The organism is Bacillus cereus group sp. RP37, assembly GCF_040459695.1.
GTDB lineage: Bacteria > Bacillota > Bacilli > Bacillales > Bacillaceae_G > Bacillus_A.
Map to the genome: position 1 here is coordinate 2007375 of NZ_JARVHP010000001.1, position 18167 is coordinate 2025541.

The following is an 18167-nucleotide window of genomic DNA, read 5'->3' on the forward strand; positions in this document are numbered from 1 at the left end:
GAAGTAGGAATAGTTATTATTTTTTGTTTTACATAATAGAAAAATATTGAAGATCATACAGAAATAAGGTTGCAAAATCCGTATGAAATAGGGTGTTCCTAAATATGGAATATACGTATAATAATAGAGAAGACTAGAAATAGGGGTGAATACTATGATTACATTAGAACAAAAGTTGGAGCAATACACACATACATATGCACAGTTAAAGGGCGAACTGAAATGGAAAACGAGTGATTCTCGAACAGGTATGATGATTGCTGCTATGTATGCAGGTAGTGATAAATTGTTTGATCTCGCCCGTTTTTTAGAAATTAGTAGTTATATTAAGAATCAGGTAGGGATGTTTTCATACTTAAAGTCTTATCATCGCTTTGTGGTGGCCGCAACTTTAGATATTCACTTTACAGATTACAAGGAAGCTTTTCGGAGGTTTTTAGATTTATATGAACAATTAGTCGCTGGTGGTTTTAGCCGAAGTATATTTACTTATCTCGCAGCAGCTGTGCTTTTAACAGAAGAAAATGAACAGCATGGCACGCACGTTCAGCGTTCGATGCAAGTATATAAACGCATGAAAGAGGATCATCTTTTTCTTACAGGTACTAACGATTATCCGCTCGCGGTTTTATTAGCAGGACAATCAGAGAATGTAGAAACACTTATGGACCGTGTAGAACGTCTGTATCAGAAACTAGCGAAAGCGGGTTTGCGTAAGGGTAATGATCTTCAATTTTTAAGTCACATTCTTTCACTAAAGAAGGATGTCCGTGAAGAAATGTTAGTTGCAACATGTACAAACATATGGAATTTGTTAAAACAAGAAAAGGTAAAAGTGAAACAGATGCATTATCCAGCTATCGGGCTACTAGCGTTACTTGAGGATGGAGAAAAAGAGATTCATTCTATTAAAGCATTTATTGAAAAATTGCAGGGAGAGAAATTGTTCCGTTGGCATACAGATACAAATATTCTTATTGCTATTCAGCTGTTCGTAAGTCAGAAAGGTGAGGAGAGTAAAGCTACCAACACAGGTTTACAAACTATGATAGAAGTCCTTATACAAGCACAACAAGCAGCTATGATGGCAACGATTGCCGCTTCATCTGCAGCAACATCTTCTGCTAGTAGTAGTTCATAATGTGCAACTGCTTATGCTGTTGTAAATTATGGTGAATTTATAACTCTTTTGATAAGGACGGTTTGAAAAATATTATTAAAAAAGCCCATCACTCTCTAATGATTGATGGGCTAACTGTTTTTACATAATCAGCATTATCTTTTTGATTCTTTCAAATGTTTGAGTTGCGTAACGATCATAATGCTAATAACAACGAGTAAAAACCATGAACTAATTTTGCTTAAGTGAACGAGATTCCATGCTTCCCGTTGATTTGGATATTGCCATGCTCCGAAAAATGTTGCGATGTTCTCGGCAATCCAAATGAAGAAACCGATAAGGAAGAAGGAGAGAACGAGTGGCATTTTATATGTAACGCCTTGTAATGAAAATTCTACAAATGTGCGAGAGAAAACAATGAATAGTAGTAAAGTTAATATCCATCTAAAGTCGTATGTAAAGTGGTGTGTGAAAAAATTGAAGTAAATCATTGCTCCTAGAGGTATTGCAAAAATAGCTTTCGGCCAATGATACATATGTAAATGCAATCTTCTCCACGCTTGGCATATGTAACTCGCGACACTTGCGTACATAAAGCCGCTGTAAAGTGGAACTCCAAAAATCTTTGAATACGCCTCTTCAGGATAACTCCATGAACCGAAATGTACTTTATATATTTCTAGTAAAAGGCCGATGAGGTGGAAGACGGTAATTACTTTTAATTCGTCTTTCGTCTCAAGTCCAGTTTTATACATAAACCACTGCATAAGAAGACATATGATGAGTATGAAATCGTAGCGGTATAACCCTGGGATAGAAATGATTTTTGAAAGGGCTAGTGTTAAGAAAATAACGACTGGGAATAAGCAAGATAATGCTTGCTCGTAAGTGAAGTATAGTAGTTGTTTTATATATAGCATTGTGTCACCTTCGATATTTTTATTTGAAAACTCAAAATAATGACTAAGTATACTACAATTTTAAAAATAAGCTAGTAGTCTATTTGGCGTGTATTTGTAAGTTTTGGAAGGAATTTGTAATAGGTATTTTAATATTTAGCGAAGTGAAAAAATAGTTTGCTATTTAAAAAAAGTGGAGATATAATATCTAAATGAAATTGATAATTATTATCAATAATAATTACAAATAAAAAATATTTATAAAAAACAACTGAATATAAAGGATGAAATGAAACATGTTACATAAGCCTGCTGTATATGCTGGCAATAATCGCTGGCTACATATTAAGTTCATATGTTTCATGAGCTTAACAATTTTATGTTTAATCGGCTCTATATTTTTAGCTGTTGCATTTGGTGCAAAGGATATCCATTTACAAACTGTATGGACAGCGGTTTTTGATTATAATCCGAAATTAACGCAGCACCAAATTATTTATGAATTAAGACTCCCGAGGGTAATTGGTGCAGCAATTGTAGGAGCGGCTTTTGCGGTGGCTGGCGCTGTTATGCAGGGAGTAACACGAAATCCTTTAGCGGATGCAGGTGTGCTTGGCATAAATGCAGGTGCGATGTTTGTAGTAGCACTTAGTTTTGCCTTTTTCCCGCATATGCCGTATTCCTATTTAATGATTGTCTCCTTTATTGGAGCGGTCTTAAGTACAGTGCTCATTTTTATTATCGGATCAGCAACATCAGGCGGATTAACACCGATGAGATTAACGATTGCTGGAGCAGTTATGGCAGCGCTTTTGCATTCGTTAAGTTCAGGTGTTGCAATTTATTATGATTTAAGTCAAGATTTAGCGTTTTGGTACGCTGGTGGTGTTGCAGGGGTTAAGTGGGAACACTTGAAATTTTTAGTTCCTATTATTCTCATAACGATTGTTTTTGCGACAGTGTTAGGGCGATCTATTTCACTCATATCAATGGGGGATGATGTTGCTACGAATTTAGGAGTAAAAACGAACCGAACGAGAATACTAGGGATGATTATAGTAGTCACCCTTGCAGGTGTATCTGTTTCAGCTGTTGGCTCTATTGGGTTTGTAGGACTAGTTATCCCGCATATTGCTAGAAAATTAGTTGGTGTGAATTATCGACTCATTATTCCTATGTCAGCATTTTTAGGAGCTATGTTATTAGTTTTAGCTGACTTAGGGGCAAGAACAGTAAACCCTCCTAAAGAACTTGCAATAGGAATTATGGTAGCTCTTGTTGGAGTTCCGTTCTTCCTCTATATAGCACGTAAAGTTGGGAGGGAGCTATAAGTGAAGGATCTTTTGAACACAGATAAAAAGAGAGCCATTACTGTAACTACAATTTTTGGTTGTATGAGTATCGCTGTCATTTTAATTAGTTTAAATACAGGGACACTGAGCATTGCACCGCTCAAAGTAATTCAAACGCTTTTCGGTTATGGTGATTTTGAGAGCACAACAGTGCTATACGATTATCGTATGCCAAGAATTATAATTACAATGTTAGCCGGTATTGGCCTTGGGATTTCCGGTGCGATTTTGCAAGGGCTATCACGTAATGCACTTGCAGACCCTGGTATTTTAGGATTACATGCAGGTGCATCTTTCGGGCTAATTATATTCGTTACTTTCTTTCATTCTATTAATGAGAATGCATCGATTTTAATACCGTTATTTACATTTGGCGGGGGAGTACTAGCTGCATTTTTAATTATTATACTTGCGAGTGACCGGTCAAAAGGTTTACTTCCTATTAGACTTATTCTCGTTGGTATTGCTGTTTCAGCTGGATTTAGTGCGATTTCGTTATTTTTCTCTCTCAAGTTAAATGATGAGACGTATACATTCGCTTCTAGGTGGTTAGTTGGTAACGTATGGGGAAGGGATTGGATTCATGTCCTTGCATTATTACCTTGGATTTTCATACTAACTCCATATGCATGGCTAAAATCTAAAACGTTAAATGCATTGTCACTAGGTGATAGTGTGGCAGCAGGACTTGGTGTTTCAGTTCAAAAGGAACGGTTATTACTTTTAGCTACAGCGGTTGGATTATCTTGTGCGAGTGTATCGATGGCAGGAGGGATTGGTTTTATCGGTTTAGTTGCTCCGCATATTGCAAGAAAGTTAGTGGGTACTACCTATCAGCATTTCCTTCCGCTAACTGGCATTATTGGAATGATTATTTTAGTACTAGCAGATACGATAGGTCGCTCTATATTTGAGCCAAACTCTATTCCAGCTGGTGTAGTAGTGGCGGCTTTAGGAGCACCGTATTTTCTTTATTTACTTACAAAAACAAAATAAATACTTCAAAGAGGAGAACATATGAAAAAGAAACTTACTATTTTATTTAGCATGATGTGTATTTTAGTATTAGCAGCATGTGGTCAAACGAAATCCAATGAAGAGGCAACGAAAAAAACGGAAAAAAGTAATGATCCAAAAATCGCCTCTATGTCCATTCACTTAACGAATAATTTACTTGCATTAGGAATTACACCAGTAGGTTCTGTTATTGGTGGAGATTTAAGAGATTTCTTACCACACGCAAAAGAGCAGTTGAAAGATACGAAGAAACTTGGTGTTGTAACAGATCCAAACATGGAAGCGTTACTTCAATTAAAGCCAACTGACATTTATGTTGATGAAAAATACGCGGGCAAAGATTTAGCGAAATACGAAAAAATTGCAAAAACACATTCTTTCAACTTAGATGAAGGTACGTGGAGAGATCAGTTAAAACAAGTTGGTAAACTTGTAAACCGTGAGAAAGAAGCGGATACATATATTCAAGATTACGAAGAGCAATCAAAACGAGTAAAAAGTTTAATAGATAAAGAATTAGGTAATAACGAAAAAGTAATGGCAATTCGTGTTACTGCAAAAGAATTACGAGTATTTAGTACGAAAAGACCGATGGGACCAATTTTATTCCAAGACTTAGGATTACAACCTGCAAATGGTGTAGAGAAAATTGATGGAAACCGTCCTTTCGAAGTCATTTCACAAGAAGTATTACCTGACTTTGATGCAGATGCTATTTTCGTTGTTGTAAATAGAGACGATAAGGCAAAAGCGGCATTTAAACAACTTCAAGAAACACCAATCTGGAAAGACTTAAAAGCAGTTAAAGGCAAGCACGTATACATTATCAATGACCAACCATGGCTTGACTATTCTGCTTTAGGTAACAAAATGGCAATGGACGAAGCGGAGAAAATGTTTACGAAATAATATAGTTTTGCTATTAAGAAAGGCCCTCTAAATTTTGGGGCCTTTTTGTTATTGTTAGAATAAATAAAAAATTATACAATGAATTTAATTGAATTCAAAGGAGATGTGCCAATGTCAGCGCTTATTGTAAGTATCCCGTTTATAAAGCAGTTTATGGAACAAGGGGATAAATAGGCTAAAATAAGTATCCCCGTTATTAAAAAGGGGGAGTTTGAAATGATGATGAATCTTTTTCAAAATAAAACGATTAAATTATCAGCTATTAGAGAAGCTGATGCTGAAGTAATGGCAATGTGGCAAGAAAATAGTGAGTATTTAAGAAATGTCGATACAGATGTAGCGTTTCCGCAATCGTTACAAGAAATAGCAAGTGATGGACTATTAAAGGGACGGAGATCGAATAGTGTATCTTTCATGTTGAGGACAGTTCAAGATGATCGTTTAATTGGTTTTGTTGCAATTCATGGCATAGAGTGGAATAACAGAACAGGGTTATTAGCTATTGGTATAGGAGATGCAAATGATAGAGGTAAGGGATATGGAAGAGAAGCAATCCATCTTATTTTAAAGTATGCTTTTTATGAATTGAATTTGCACCGCGTCGGTCTGGATGTTATTTCTTATAATAAAGCTGCTATTGAGTTGTATAAAAAGATGGGTTTTCAGATGGAAGGCTGTATGAGAGAAGCGGTTCAAAGAGATGGGAAGTGTTTTGATCGTATCATTATGGGGATATTGCGAGATGAATGGATAGAGCTGCAGGATTAGAGAATACATTCGATATTATATATAGTATGCAGGAGATGCAATGATAATTGGCGAAAATTTACAGTGTACTGATTGAATTTATAAGGAGTCATGTGAGATGAATTTAGAAAAAGCAAAACCAGTAAATGAAGAAGTCGCGGAATTAAAGGAACTAATTAAAGAATTACACGGAAGTGTACATCAACTTCAAAGTGAAGTGCAACAACTAAGGCACGAAAGACCGGTTGTTGAAGTGAGAAAAGGTGTTCAATTATCGCCAGCAATCGTTGGACAAATTGGTGGTATGATATTAGGTGGATTAGCAATTATCGGTATATTTTGGTGATGGAAAAAAGGTTTGCAGCATAGTGCTGCAAACCTTTTGTATTTGACGATATAATTTCATGCAATACAATTTCTACATTAAATAACGTAAATATATGTAAGCATGTGATAATAATAGCGCAATGATTGTTAACGGTAAACCAATTTTTAAGAAGTCCATATAGGAGAAAGCATGTCCTTCACGTTTTGCAATACCAGCAACGACTACGTTTGCTGATGCTCCGATTAATGTTCCGTTTCCTCCTAAGCAAGCTCCAAGAGATAACGACCACCATAGTACTTCGATTTGCGGAGAATCGACAGATAGTCCGAGTCCTGTAGCTAAGTCTTGAATAAGAGGGATCATCGTTGCGACAAATGGGATGTTGTCGATGGTTGCAGATGCGATGCCAGATACCCATAAAATAAGTATAGCGGCGAAACCGATATCACCGTTTGTTACGTCGAGCACTTCTTTTGCGAGTGAAGAAATAAGTCCGATATCAATTAGCCCGCCAACGAGAACGAATAGTCCGGCGAAGAAGAAAATGGTTACCCATTCAACGTGGGCAAATACATCTTCAATATCATGTTCTTTCACGCCGATTAACATAAGAAGTGTAGCGCCTGTCATCGCGATAACAGCAGCGTCTACATGAATAATCGAATGAAGTACAAAGCCTAAAATAGTTAGTCCTAAAATCGAAATGGATTTTAAAAGGAGGCTTTGATCTTTAATATAATCTTTTTCGTTCAATGCCATTAATATTTTAATTTGCTCAGGTGTTGTTTTTAGTTTGTTACGATACATAAAGTAAATAATGCCAAGTGTAACGATAGAGATAATGATTACGATTGGAGCTAAGTTCAGTAAAAAGGCATTGAAGTCTAAATGCTTATTTGCTGATCCAATCATAATGTTAGGTGGATCACCGATTAATGTTGCTGTTCCGCCTATATTTGAAAATAATACTTCTGAAATCAAATAAGGAACAGGGTTTACTTTTAAAATACGTGTAATAGATAGTGTAACAGGTACGATTAATAATACTGTTGTTACGTTGTCCAAAAATGCTGAACCGACAGCAGTTAATAGGGATAGCAATAATAAAATGCGGATTGGTTTTCCGCCAGCTGCTTTTGCCGCTTTAATGGCCACAAATTCAAAGACGCCTGATTGACTCGTAATATGTACGAGAATCATCATCCCAATTAAAAGGGTGATCGTTTCCCATTGAATATGTGATGTGAAAGCGGTATGTAAATCTACAATTCCAAAAATAATCATAATAGCAGCACCGAATAGTGCAATTACAGCACGATTCAATTTCTCAGAAATAATAAATCCGTACGTGACTAAAAATACGGCAATTGCAAAATAATATTGCCAATTTGCTACTTCATGTGCTGATTGTTCCAATCATGTCACCTTCTTTAAAGTATGTATTCAATTGTAAACATGCATCCTTCTGCATAATTTATATTGTAGCAAATTCAAAAAAGAAAGAAAACTATTTAACAAAGTGAAGGAAAAAATGTGTTTTTTACATATGATATAAAAAAATAAAGAAACACAGTGCAAATTATTAGGAAAAGTGAGAGTTGTCCTCTAATATAGAGATAGCAATTTACATTATTTTTGCGTAAAATGGTTTAAAGAGGTGAATTCCGATGGAAATAGTAAAAGATAGTTCTCTTATTCAAAATGAAATTGAACGTTTTGTAAATAAAGATGTATATATTCATTTAGAAACAACGAACGGAGCGTATGCGTCACACTTTAATGAAAAGATGATGACAGTTGGAGCATTCATTCGAAATGCAATTATTCGCTTTGAACGCGGGAAGATTACTGGAACGAATCCATACCGAGTTGGTTTGAAAATGGATCATGGTTGGGTATATGCAGAAGGTATTACGCACTGGGAAGTAGACGATAAAGAGCGTTTATTACTTGCAGGGCACGATAATCAAGGTCGCTTAGCGGTAGCGCTTGAGTTAAGCTTAACGCCATTTAAGTAAGAAGGAGGGAAACTTATGGAGAGACATGTACTTGTTGTATTTCCGCATCCAGATGATGAAGCATTTGCTGCAGGAGGAACAATTCGCTTATTAACAGATCAAGGAGTACCTGTAACGTATGCGTGCGGTACTCTAGGACAAATGGGACGTAACATGGGTAAGAACGTATTCGCTAACCGTGAAACGATTCCAAATATTCGTGAAAAAGAATTGAAAGATGCATGTGAAGCGATGGGGATTCAAGACTTAAGAATGCTTGGTTTCCATGATAAAACGTTAGAATTTGAAGATGTTGATTTCGTTGCAGATAAAATTGAAGCAATCATTCAAGAAGTAAATCCATCTCGAATTATTACATTTTATCCAGAGCACGGTGTACATCCAGATCATGATGCATTTGGCCGCGCAGTCGTTCGTGCTGTATCACGTATGCAAAAAGAAGAACGTCCAGTCATTCATGCAGTTGCGATTACGAGAAATCGTGAAGCTGTATTAGGTGAGCCGGATGTTGTAAATAATATTAGTGAAGTATTCGAGCATAAATTAGCTGCACTAGGTGCGCATCGTTCACAAACAGAAGCGATGTTAGAAGAAACGCATGCAAAAATCAAAAACAAAGATGCTGCAACATTAAAATGGTTGCAACTTGAACAATTCTGGACTTATAAATGGGAGTAGGCTAGAAGGATATCTTCTAGTAGCTCTTACATAGAAAAAAGCACCGTCATTTGTGACGGTGCTTTTTTCTTTATTCTCCTGCTATTTGCAAGCAACCTTCACTTTTATCTCGTACTCCATTCTTTTGCAAATTCATCATGATATGCTTCGCTCCAATGGTATGGCTGCAATTCTTTTAACGGTTTGAAAATAATATCTTGTTTCGAATTTGTAATGGCGCATAGTACTTCTGGTCCCCAATAAAATAAACGTTCTTGGCATACACCACAAGGTGATAATACTTTTAATTCAGAATGCTCATTTTCTCTTGCAAGACAAATCGAATGTGTAACTTTCTTATGAAATTTATGTGCTTCTAAAATAGCACCTGTTTCCATACAAAGTTCTGTTGAAGCGTTTATTACATCAGGGGCCACACTTGTATAAATGGATCCATCTTCTACACGAATTGCTGCAGCTCCGCCCCAATTATGCGGATATCTTTGGTCAATTAAATTTTTCACTGCATCATATAATTGTTGTTCAACGCTCAAGTGTATTTCCTCATTTCTACGTAATTTTTGATTTAATGACTGTTATTTTTTTAGTAATACCGTTAAAAAAGAATAGACACTCAATTTCAAACTATAAATGCAAGAATTACTTTTCATCTGCATACTTTTCCTCTAAGGCAATTAATAGAGGAATTGATATAGTTACAAGAATGATTAAAGTGGTTATAAAGGATTTAGAAAGAGAAAAAGAACCTTCGATTAAAGGTGATAAAAACTTGAATGAAAGTATACTTGTTATTAAGGAAACTATTAAAAAGCTAAAAAGAGACACATTTTTATTTTTGATAGATGTTTCTATAAAATCTTTAAGACAGCTTATGACGACAAATATAGTTAATATAATAAGAGAAATAAAATAATGTGTTACATTTGTCATACTAATAGTAGGATCGTCTATTATGTAAGCAAGTAACTTAGATACTAACATACCTCCAAATAATAAAATAATAAAAGCAAGTAATCCTTCTGATGTATAAGTGCTGAAATTATCTTTCTTGTTAAAGAGTTTATAATTCAGAGTAGATTGGGTTATTTGAATTAGGAATAGGATAAGAATCCACACATAATATACAATTGGTAATTCTCCTGAGAATAGCGCAATCAGGAAATTTATTACTGTCCTTAAAATTTCAATCACTATAAAAGCCCTCCTGTTTGTAAGCTTTGCGATATTAAAAATATGCTAGTCTATCATTTAATAATTAGATCTATCAATTCGAACTATTCCTAATTATTCCATAAAAAGGTGTTGGCATCAAGTTACCCTTCTAACAAAATCTCCAAGACTCAACACTAGAAAAAGAAACGCAATATGTAATATAATTGAAAAAAGTATATTTTAAAATCAATGTTAATATTACCCTCCTATAAGTATTAACATACGTAATTGAGGTGTTTTCTTTGTTGTTTTATGATCGAATTTCTATAATGGCCCCTCCTGTTCCGTAGCTAAGGAAAGTCTTTTTATTTCTGAGATTTTCAAAGTTATAGGAGGGTATGAAAAATGAAAAAAGTCTCAGTACCATCACTTTTGTTAATGATCATTCTTGTAGCATTTCCGCAAATTAGTGAAACGATTTACACACCGTCTTTACCTGATATTTCAAAGGCGTTACATGTAAGTAATAATGAGGTACAGTTAACACTTAGTGTGTATTTTGCTGGATTTGCTTTAGGTGTATTTTTTATTGGATGGTTATCCGATATAATCGGTCGTCGCCCGGCAATGTTATTTGGAATTGTAATATATGGTGTAGGAAGTTTCTTATGCTTTATTGCAAATTCCATTGAAGTTTTATTGCTAAGTCGTTTTATTCAAGCGTTTGGAGCAAGTGCTGGCTCAGTTGTGACGCAAACGATTCTTCGTGAAAGTGTAGAAGGGCATAAGAGGCATGTGATGTTTGCTCAAATCTCGGCAGTCATTGCTTTTACACCAGCGATAGGACCATTAATTGGTGGCTTTCTTGATCAAATGTTTGGATTTAAAATCGTATTTTTAAGTTTAGTAGTTATGAGTATCGGAATTTTTCTGTATACGTTTGTTTCTCTTCCGGAAACAAAAACGGACTCAGTAACGAATAAAATAAATGTGTTTTCTGTTTTAAAACGATTGATTACAAATCCGAAAGTAGTAACATATGGTCTATTAATTGGAGGAGCGAATGGTGTTTTATTTAGCTACTATGCAGAAGCGCCGTTTATCTTTATTGAATACTTTCAGTTATCGCCTAGTATGTATGGATTTTTAGGAATTGTTGTTGCTTCCGCTTCTATTATTGGGGCGAAAGTTTCAAAGCGGTTACTTGCCACATATAAACCAGAGAAAATTATATATATTGGTTGTCTTGTAATGACAGGGGGAGCAGTCGCTTTATCTATTATTACTTCAGTTGGATCAAATCCAAACATAATATATATGACTGGATTTTTATTGGCGATGTTTATATTGCTATTAGGAATTGGGATAGCGTTACCGAATTGTCTTAGCTTAGCGTTAGTAGATTTTCAAGATGTCATTGGCACAGCCGGAGCTTTGTTTAGCTTAGGGTACTATGTAATTGTAACGATGACAATTTTGGGAATGAGTCAACTTCATACGGGCTCGTTACTCGTGATGCCACTTTATTTTCTGGTTATTGTAGTTATCATGATGGTGTTTACTAAGGTATTTATTTTAGGGAAACAAACTTCAAATACGATTTAAATATGAAATGGTAAAAGGGTCTCGTTAAAAATGAGACTCTTTTATATTTTATCCCGCTGTTTTGAGGCAGGAAGATTACTGCCTCAAAATTGGGCTGGACTAAAGAAGTTAGTAGTTTATTAATATATTAAATTTCTGGTTGGTATATGAATCGGACGTGTGGGAAATTAAGTTATCAACTATAAAGGTTGAAGTACATGAGATGTGAAACCGAGGAAGAAATACTCTCCTCGGTTATTTATACTGTAATAATATTCATACCGGAATCATATTGAATAGATGTATTTTATTGTTAATTTAGTTAAAAATTAATCAGACTTATGTATAATAATTTATTGAAAAAATAATTGAACTTTTCAGATAAATGAATTAATATAAGGTAAGTAATTTTAAGATTTATAGAATATTGGAAGATGAAAGGTTTTGAGAATTTTGTAAGAGGCAAAAAACGATTTTAGGATAGCTTTAAAGCTAGTGTAAAATGACGTTTGCTTCATCATTTTCAGGGCCGAAAGGAATTAGGGGAAAGCATCTTGTTTTAAAATGCGGCTATGAATCATCTAAGAGGGGGAAATGAAGTGGCAAACAAGGAATTGAAAAGGGGCTTAGAAGCACGTCATATTCAAATGATTGCTTTAGGCGGAACGATTGGTGTTGGTTTGTTTATGGGGTCGGCCAGCACGATTAAATGGACAGGTCCGTCAGTCATGCTTGCTTATGCAATTGCAGGTATTTTTATCTTCTTCATCATGCGTGCGATGGGTGAAATGTTGTATATGGAGCCGAGTACAGGTTCATTTGCGACGTTCGGTCATAAGTATATTCATCCGTTAGCTGGTTATATGACAGCGTGGAGTAACTGGTTCCAGTGGGTTATCGTGGGGATGTCAGAAATTATTGCGGTTGGAGCATATATGCAATATTGGTTCCCGGACTTACCAGCTTGGATACCAGGTGTAATCGCAATGGTTATTCTTGGTGCAGCTAATTTAATTTCTGTTAAGTCATTTGGTGAATTTGAATTTTGGTTTGCGATGATTAAAATCGTTACAATTCTATTAATGATTATTGCGGGATTTGGACTTATTTTCTTTGGAATTGGTAACGGCGGAGAAGCGATTGGTATATCTAACCTTTGGTCAAATGGCGGTTTCTTTACAGGTGGTTTTTCAGGATTCTTCTTTGCTTTATCACTTGTAGTTGGTGCATACCAAGGTGTGGAATTAATCGGTATTACTGCTGGTGAAGCGAAAAATCCGAAGAAGACACTTACAAGAGCAATTCAAAGTACAATTTGGCGTATTTTAATTTTCTATATTGGTGCTATTTTCGTTATTGTAACTGTGTATCCGTGGGATCAATTAAGTACAATTGGTAGTCCGTTCGTAGCAACTTTTGCGAAGGTTGGTATTACGGCAGCAGCTGGACTGATTAACTTCGTTGTTATTACAGCAGCAATGTCGGGTTGTAATAGTGGTATTTATAGTGCGGGCCGTATGCTTTATACGTTAGGTGTAAATGGACAAGCGCCGAAGTATTTCACGAAACTTTCTGGAAATGGTGTGCCTTTATTCGGTACAGTTGGTGTAATTATCGGTTTAGCGGTCGGTGTTGTATTAAGTTATATCGCACCGAAAAACTTATTCGTATATGTATATAGTGCGAGCGTACTTCCTGGTATGGTACCATGGTTCGTCATTTTAATTAGTCAAATTAATTTTAGAAAAGCAAAAGGGGCAGAGATGAAAGATCATCCGTTCAAAATGCCATTTGCTCCTGTTACAAACTATTTAACAATTGCCTTTTTGATTATGGTATTAATTGGAATGTGGTTTAATGATGATACTCGTATTTCACTAGTTGTAGGTATTGTTTTCTTAGCTATCGTAACAATTAGTTTCTATGCTTTCGGAATAGGGAAAAGAGCTCCGTTAGACGTTCAAAATGATCAAGAGATTTCAAGTAAATAAAGGTGAAAAAAGTCCGATTTCCAAATAAGAAATCGGACTTTTTGTTATTAAAATTTCTCTAAAACGATTTTCCCAATTGTACGCCCACTTTCAAGTAGTGCGTGTGCTTTCTTTACGTTTTCAGCGTTAATTGGTGTTAATGTTTCATTTAGAGTAGTCTTTAAAATGCCTTCATCTAATAGTTCGCTTACTTTATTTAATAGTTCGTGCTGCGTAATCATATCACCAGTTTCATACATCGCTTTTGTAAACATAAATTCCCAAACGAATGCAGCACTTTTACTTTTTAAAATACCCATCTCAAGAGGGTGTTCATTTTCTACGATAGAGCAAATTTTTCCTTGTGGTTTAATAAGTTCACAAATTGCTTGCCAATGTTGATCTGTATTGTTTAAGCAGAAAATATAATCTACATCTTTTAGCCCGAACTCTAATATTTGCTCTTGTAAAGGTTGGTGATGGTTAATGATATAATCGGCACCGAATTTTTCAACCCAGTGTATCGTTTCATTGCGGGATGCAGTTGTGATAACATTCAGTCCAGCCCATTTTGCTAATTGAATTGCAATCGAGCCAACACCGCCAGCTCCGCCGATAATTAAAATATTTTTAAATGTATTCTTATCTTTCTTATTATAATCAATGCCCAAGCGTTCGAATAAACCTTCCCAAGCTGTAATAGCTGTTAACGGAAGTGCTGCAGATTCAGCATCACTTAACGTTTTTGGTTTTTTACCAACGATTCTTTCATCAACTAGGTGGTATTCACTATATGTACCTTGTCTCGTAATACTTCCAGCGTAAAATACTTCGTCGCCTTCTTTAAATAACGTACAACCTTCGCCTGTTTGCACGACAACACCACTAGCATCCCAGCCAAGTATTTTCGCTACATCTTCTTTTTTATCTTTCGGAGAGCGAACTTTTGTATCAACTGGATTAACGGAAATAGCGTTAATTTTAACAAGTATATCTCTTCCTGTCGCAACAGGTCTTTCAACTTCAATATCAATTAAACTGTTTTCTTCTTCAATAGGTAAGTATTCATGTAAACCAATTGCTTTCATTTCTATTCCCTCCATTAAAGTAAGAGTCATTTTCTCTTTTATTATAGATGGTGAAATGCCATTATGTAAAAAAGAACATTCTTTTTTATTTATGCTGGTATGAAAGTGTGGAAGGAGTTTGCTTCTAAAAAGCAGAATTTTTTACTGTGTTACTTTATCTCAAATTAAATGTAGAGGTGGATACATAATGACAGTAAAGAAGCTTTATTTCATCCCAGCAGGTCGTTGTATGTTAGATCATTCTTCTGTTAATAGTACGCTCACACCGGGGAATCTATTGAACTTACCTGTATGGTGTTATCTTTTGGAGACGGAAGAGGGGCCTATCTTAGTAGATACAGGTATGCCAGAAAGTGCGGTTAATAATGAAGGGCTTTTTAACGGTACATTTGTCGAAGGGCAGGTTTTACCGAAAATGACTGAAGAAGATAGAATCGTGAATATTTTAAAACGGGTTGGTTATGAGCCGGAAGACCTTCTTTATATTATTAGTTCTCACTTGCATTTTGATCATGCAGGAGGAAATGGCGCTTTTATAAATACACCAATCATTGTACAGCGTGCTGAATATGAGGCGGCGCAGCATAGCGAAGAATATTTGAAAGAATGTATATTGCCGAATTTAAACTACAAAATCATTGAAGGTGATTATGAAGTCGTACCAGGAGTTCAATTATTGCATACACCAGGCCATACTCCAGGGCATCAATCGCTATTAATTGAGACAGAAAAATCCGGTCCTGTATTATTAACGATTGATGCATCTTATACGAAAGAAAACTTTGAAGATGAAGTGCCGTTTGCGGGGTTTGATTCGGAATTAGCCTTATCTTCAATTAAACGTTTAAAAGAAGTTGTGATGAAAGAGAAGCCGATTCTTTTCTTTGGACATGATATAGAACAGGAAAAGGGATGTAAAGTGTTCCCGGAATATATATAGTGCAAAAAGGTCATGAGCTTACGTGCTCATGACCTTTTTCGTTTAAAGAATTTTTTTGAATAAGTTATAAACTTTTTTAGAACTATCTTCATTTAATTGATAGTACGTAAGGTTTACATCATCAGGAGTATCTTGCTGAGCAATCATCACTTCACTACTGTGATGATCAACTACCCATATGAAATATTTTTTATAAGTTCCATCCTCGAAAGTAATCCACATATCACAATCTATTAAATCTGATCCTTCTTCATCTAATGTTAATTTGCCTTTTTTGGCGGTATCCATACTGTTAATAAACGTTTTTAATTCATCTGTTTTTGTGAGAAAGATATCCTTTTTTGTTTTAATTGACTCGACATGAATATCTTTTATTTCCTGTTTTCCTAAAAAGACAGGGGGCTCATTTGGGTCTCTTTGAGTTGAAATGATAGTAGCTTTCTTCTTTGGCTTATTTGCTGTATAGAAGTCTTGAATAGATTTTTCTGAGTTGAAAAACCATAAGATACCAAAAATAATCAATGTGCTACAAAGCAGTAAAATGATTTTTTTAATAGAATATTCTCCTCTCTATTACTTCGTATGAAGAGCGTTTCTATTAATATATGATAGGTAAGCGTAAAGTATTATAGTTGAACTTGGTTATGCTTCACAGTTTTTATCGGACGATCTACGAGTAAATTGTAAGTGAGCCCAATTAATACGAAAATGCCACCGACAACTTTGCCCATTGAGAGTTCGTGTGACAAAATGAAATCAATGATAGTCCCCGCAAATAACTGTCCAATAAAGATGAGTAACGTTAAATAAAATGCTGATATTTTAGGAGTGATATAGTTCGATAATGAGATGACGATAACGCCTACTAATCCGCCTAAGTAAACAGCGATAGGAATAGATTGTAATGTATGCATTGGAATATACAATGAATCTGAACTGAAAAGTAAAAATAACATAGAGAAAAATAATCCAGTAATATAATTAAAAAACGTGCCTTCCCAATTTCCAATCTTCGCTGCTAAATTCGCATTAATAATTCTAGCAACAACGATAGAAACACCAGCTAAAATAGCGATAGTAATATATAACATTTTTTTGCCCCCATTAATAAATTGTCATGATTATAATTCCAGAAGAGATGAAACATAATCCAATTAGTTTTTTCTTTTCAAACTTTGAAACTTTCATTCCTAATAAGCCAAAATGATCAATAACGATGGAAGCAATGGATTGACCGAATAAACTTAATGCGATTGTAATGGAGGCACCAAGGACGGAGAAACTTATATTATTAAAAAGAACAGTGAATACACCAATCGCACCAGCGCTATATAAGAAAAGTGGAATCCCTTTATTAAAATGGATTTTATTTTTGTTTATGATTAAAACGAAAATAACTGCAATTAAACCGACAAGGTGAATGACAACGCTTGCGGTATACTTGCCAATTAACTCAGATAAAATCCCATTCAATGGGAGCATAATGGCAATAAGCACACCAATAAAGACAGAAAGAAAGTTATACAATGTAATATCCCCTTTATATTTCATATTTGTAATGACTGTATCATGCTGAAATTGTCTATTACTATGACATATGTCATAGTGGAAGAAGAAAATTTTGATTACAATGGGGAGTAGTTGTAAAGGTGGGGGACTATGAAGAAAGTATGTAATTCTATTAAATTAGCAGAGTATATGAAACAAAATAATATTGACGCATTTTTTACTAATGATATGAAGCCGTATATGGAATTAATATTTTTTAAAAAGAATGAGTTTATTTGTAGAGAAAATGAAGAGATAGATTATTTATTTTTCTTCGTTGAGGGAAAAGCGAAAGCGTTTAATACATTAAGTAACGGGAAATCTGTATTACTATGCTTTTATGATAGTTTGCAGCTGTTAGGAGATGTGGAGTTAATTCATTCTCAAAAGACTGCTTCAAACGTACAAGTAATGGCAGATTCATATTGTGTTGGTTTGCCTTTAGGGAAAGTGAGAAATCAACTATTTCATGATGCGAAATTTTTACGGTGTATTTGTGGATCGTTAGCACATAAATTAAACCGACTTTCAAAAAATAGTACAATTAATTTATTATATCCACTTGAAAATAGACTTGCGAGTTATATGTTAGCAGCAGGGGAACGAGCGGTGCAGCACGGAAATCGAATTGTATTTAGTGGGAATTTAACGGAAACAGCTGAATTATTAGGAACGAGTTATCGGCACCTATTACGTACATTAAATATTTTTTGTGATAAAGAGATTATAAAAAAGAACAATGGTTGTTTTGAAGTAGTAAACGTGGATGTTTTGAGGGAATTGGCGGCAGATGTTTATAAATAGGAGGAGATTATAA

General features: G+C 35.0%; 19 protein-coding genes and 1 pseudogene. 12 read left to right on the forward strand and 8 right to left on the reverse strand.

Translation table 11 applies throughout. From position 1 onward, the window contains the following. Window positions 1-104: 104 nt before the first annotated feature. Window positions 105-1141: pseudogene (locus QCI44_RS10550) on the forward strand (DUF4003 domain-containing protein). Between the two features lie 134 nt (window positions 1142-1275). Here the strand turns inward: QCI44_RS10550 and QCI44_RS10555 are convergent. Further along, window positions 1276-2040: a DUF817 domain-containing protein gene (locus QCI44_RS10555; protein ID WP_353811112.1), complete on the reverse strand. Its 765-nt coding sequence runs from the start codon at window positions 2038-2040 to the stop codon at window positions 1276-1278. 275 nt (window positions 2041-2315) lie between these two features. Here QCI44_RS10555 and QCI44_RS10560 point away from each other — a divergent pair, with 275 nt between their 5' ends. The 5 genes from QCI44_RS10560 to QCI44_RS10580 all read left to right on the forward strand — a co-directional run bounded on the left by QCI44_RS10560 (window position 2316) and on the right by QCI44_RS10580 (window position 6390). After that, complete coding sequence (locus tag QCI44_RS10560; protein WP_061672796.1) at window positions 2316-3350, forward strand: FecCD family ABC transporter permease; 1035 nt, start codon at window positions 2316-2318, stop codon at window positions 3348-3350. Next, window positions 3351-4367: a FecCD family ABC transporter permease gene (locus tag QCI44_RS10565; RefSeq protein ID WP_353811113.1), complete on the forward strand. Its 1017-nt coding sequence runs from the start codon at window positions 3351-3353 to the stop codon at window positions 4365-4367. It abuts the gene before it with no gap. Between the two features lie 21 nt (window positions 4368-4388). Continuing rightward, a complete protein-coding gene (locus tag QCI44_RS10570; protein ID WP_353811114.1) occupies window positions 4389-5297 on the forward strand; it encodes an iron-hydroxamate ABC transporter substrate-binding protein in 909 nt (302 codons plus the stop codon). Window positions 5298-5513: 216 nt separating this feature from the next. Further along, window positions 5514-6065 (forward strand): GNAT family N-acetyltransferase, encoded by a 552-nt coding sequence (locus QCI44_RS10575; RefSeq protein WP_088084042.1) that lies wholly within the window; start codon window positions 5514-5516, stop codon window positions 6063-6065. A 97-nt stretch (window positions 6066-6162) separates the two neighbouring features. Then, complete coding sequence (locus QCI44_RS10580; protein WP_001047302.1) at window positions 6163-6390, forward strand: coiled-coil domain-containing protein; 228 nt, start codon at window positions 6163-6165, stop codon at window positions 6388-6390. A gap of 72 nt (window positions 6391-6462) precedes the next feature. Here the strand turns inward: QCI44_RS10580 and QCI44_RS10585 are convergent, their stop codons facing one another. Beyond that, window positions 6463-7788 (reverse strand): ArsB/NhaD family transporter, encoded by a 1326-nt coding sequence (locus QCI44_RS10585; RefSeq protein ID WP_353811115.1) that lies wholly within the window; start codon window positions 7786-7788, stop codon window positions 6463-6465. 251 nt (window positions 7789-8039) lie between these two features. Between QCI44_RS10585 and QCI44_RS10590 the strand changes: the two genes are divergently transcribed. Together QCI44_RS10590 and bshB2 are read left to right on the forward strand one after the other, a co-directional pair. Beyond that, complete coding sequence (locus tag QCI44_RS10590; protein ID WP_000407039.1) at window positions 8040-8390, forward strand: YojF family protein; 351 nt, start codon at window positions 8040-8042, stop codon at window positions 8388-8390. A 15-nt stretch (window positions 8391-8405) separates the two neighbouring features. Then, a complete protein-coding gene (bshB2, locus tag QCI44_RS10595; protein ID WP_000439468.1) occupies window positions 8406-9068 on the forward strand; it encodes a bacillithiol biosynthesis deacetylase BshB2 in 663 nt (220 codons plus the stop codon). A 104-nt stretch (window positions 9069-9172) separates the two neighbouring features. On the opposite strand, the gene QCI44_RS10600 is transcribed toward bshB2, so the two are convergent. Then, a complete protein-coding gene (locus tag QCI44_RS10600; protein WP_016086948.1) occupies window positions 9173-9601 on the reverse strand; it encodes a cytidine deaminase in 429 nt (142 codons plus the stop codon). 106 nt (window positions 9602-9707) lie between these two features. Beyond that, window positions 9708-10259: a DUF5823 family protein gene (locus QCI44_RS10605; protein ID WP_098486110.1), complete on the reverse strand. Its 552-nt coding sequence runs from the start codon at window positions 10257-10259 to the stop codon at window positions 9708-9710. Window positions 10260-10625: 366 nt separating this feature from the next. Between QCI44_RS10605 and QCI44_RS10610 the strand changes: the two genes are divergently transcribed. Both QCI44_RS10610 and QCI44_RS10615 read left to right on the forward strand, forming a co-directional pair. After that, window positions 10626-11825 carry a multidrug effflux MFS transporter gene (locus tag QCI44_RS10610; RefSeq protein ID WP_098486111.1) on the forward strand — a complete coding sequence of 400 codons (1200 nt, stop codon included), beginning with the start codon at window positions 10626-10628 and terminating at the stop codon, window positions 11823-11825. 578 nt (window positions 11826-12403) lie between these two features. Next, window positions 12404-13795: an amino acid permease gene (locus tag QCI44_RS10615; protein WP_001284429.1), complete on the forward strand. Its 1392-nt coding sequence runs from the start codon at window positions 12404-12406 to the stop codon at window positions 13793-13795. 47 nt (window positions 13796-13842) lie between these two features. Here QCI44_RS10615 and QCI44_RS10620 read toward each other — a convergent pair whose 3' ends face one another. Continuing rightward, entirely contained in the window at window positions 13843-14862 is a 1020-nt protein-coding gene (locus QCI44_RS10620; protein WP_016135057.1) for a zinc-binding alcohol dehydrogenase family protein, read from the reverse strand. A 187-nt stretch (window positions 14863-15049) separates the two neighbouring features. Here QCI44_RS10620 and aiiA point away from each other — a divergent pair, with 187 nt between their 5' ends. Next, on the forward strand, window positions 15050-15802 hold the full coding sequence (gene aiiA / locus QCI44_RS10625) for a quorum-quenching N-acyl homoserine lactonase AiiA (RefSeq protein WP_016135056.1): 753 nt from the start codon (window positions 15050-15052) through the stop codon (window positions 15800-15802). Between the two features lie 42 nt (window positions 15803-15844). Here the strand turns inward: aiiA and QCI44_RS10630 are convergent, their stop codons facing one another. The 3 genes from QCI44_RS10630 to QCI44_RS10640 all read right to left on the reverse strand — a co-directional run bounded on the left by QCI44_RS10630 (window position 15845) and on the right by QCI44_RS10640 (window position 17353). Then, window positions 15845-16339 (reverse strand): hypothetical protein, encoded by a 495-nt coding sequence (locus tag QCI44_RS10630; RefSeq protein WP_353811524.1) that lies wholly within the window; start codon window positions 16337-16339, stop codon window positions 15845-15847. Between the two features lie 89 nt (window positions 16340-16428). Further along, window positions 16429-16893: a DMT family transporter gene (locus tag QCI44_RS10635; protein WP_000965808.1), complete on the reverse strand. Its 465-nt coding sequence runs from the start codon at window positions 16891-16893 to the stop codon at window positions 16429-16431. 13 nt (window positions 16894-16906) lie between these two features. Then, entirely contained in the window at window positions 16907-17353 is a 447-nt protein-coding gene (locus QCI44_RS10640; protein ID WP_002107980.1) for a DMT family transporter, read from the reverse strand. A gap of 108 nt (window positions 17354-17461) precedes the next feature. On the opposite strand from QCI44_RS10640, the gene QCI44_RS10645 reads away from it, so the two are divergent. Continuing rightward, window positions 17462-18154, forward strand: a complete 693-nt coding sequence (locus tag QCI44_RS10645) for a cyclic nucleotide-binding domain-containing protein (protein WP_000754838.1) — start codon at window positions 17462-17464, stop codon at window positions 18152-18154. Window positions 18155-18167 lie beyond the last annotated feature (13 nt).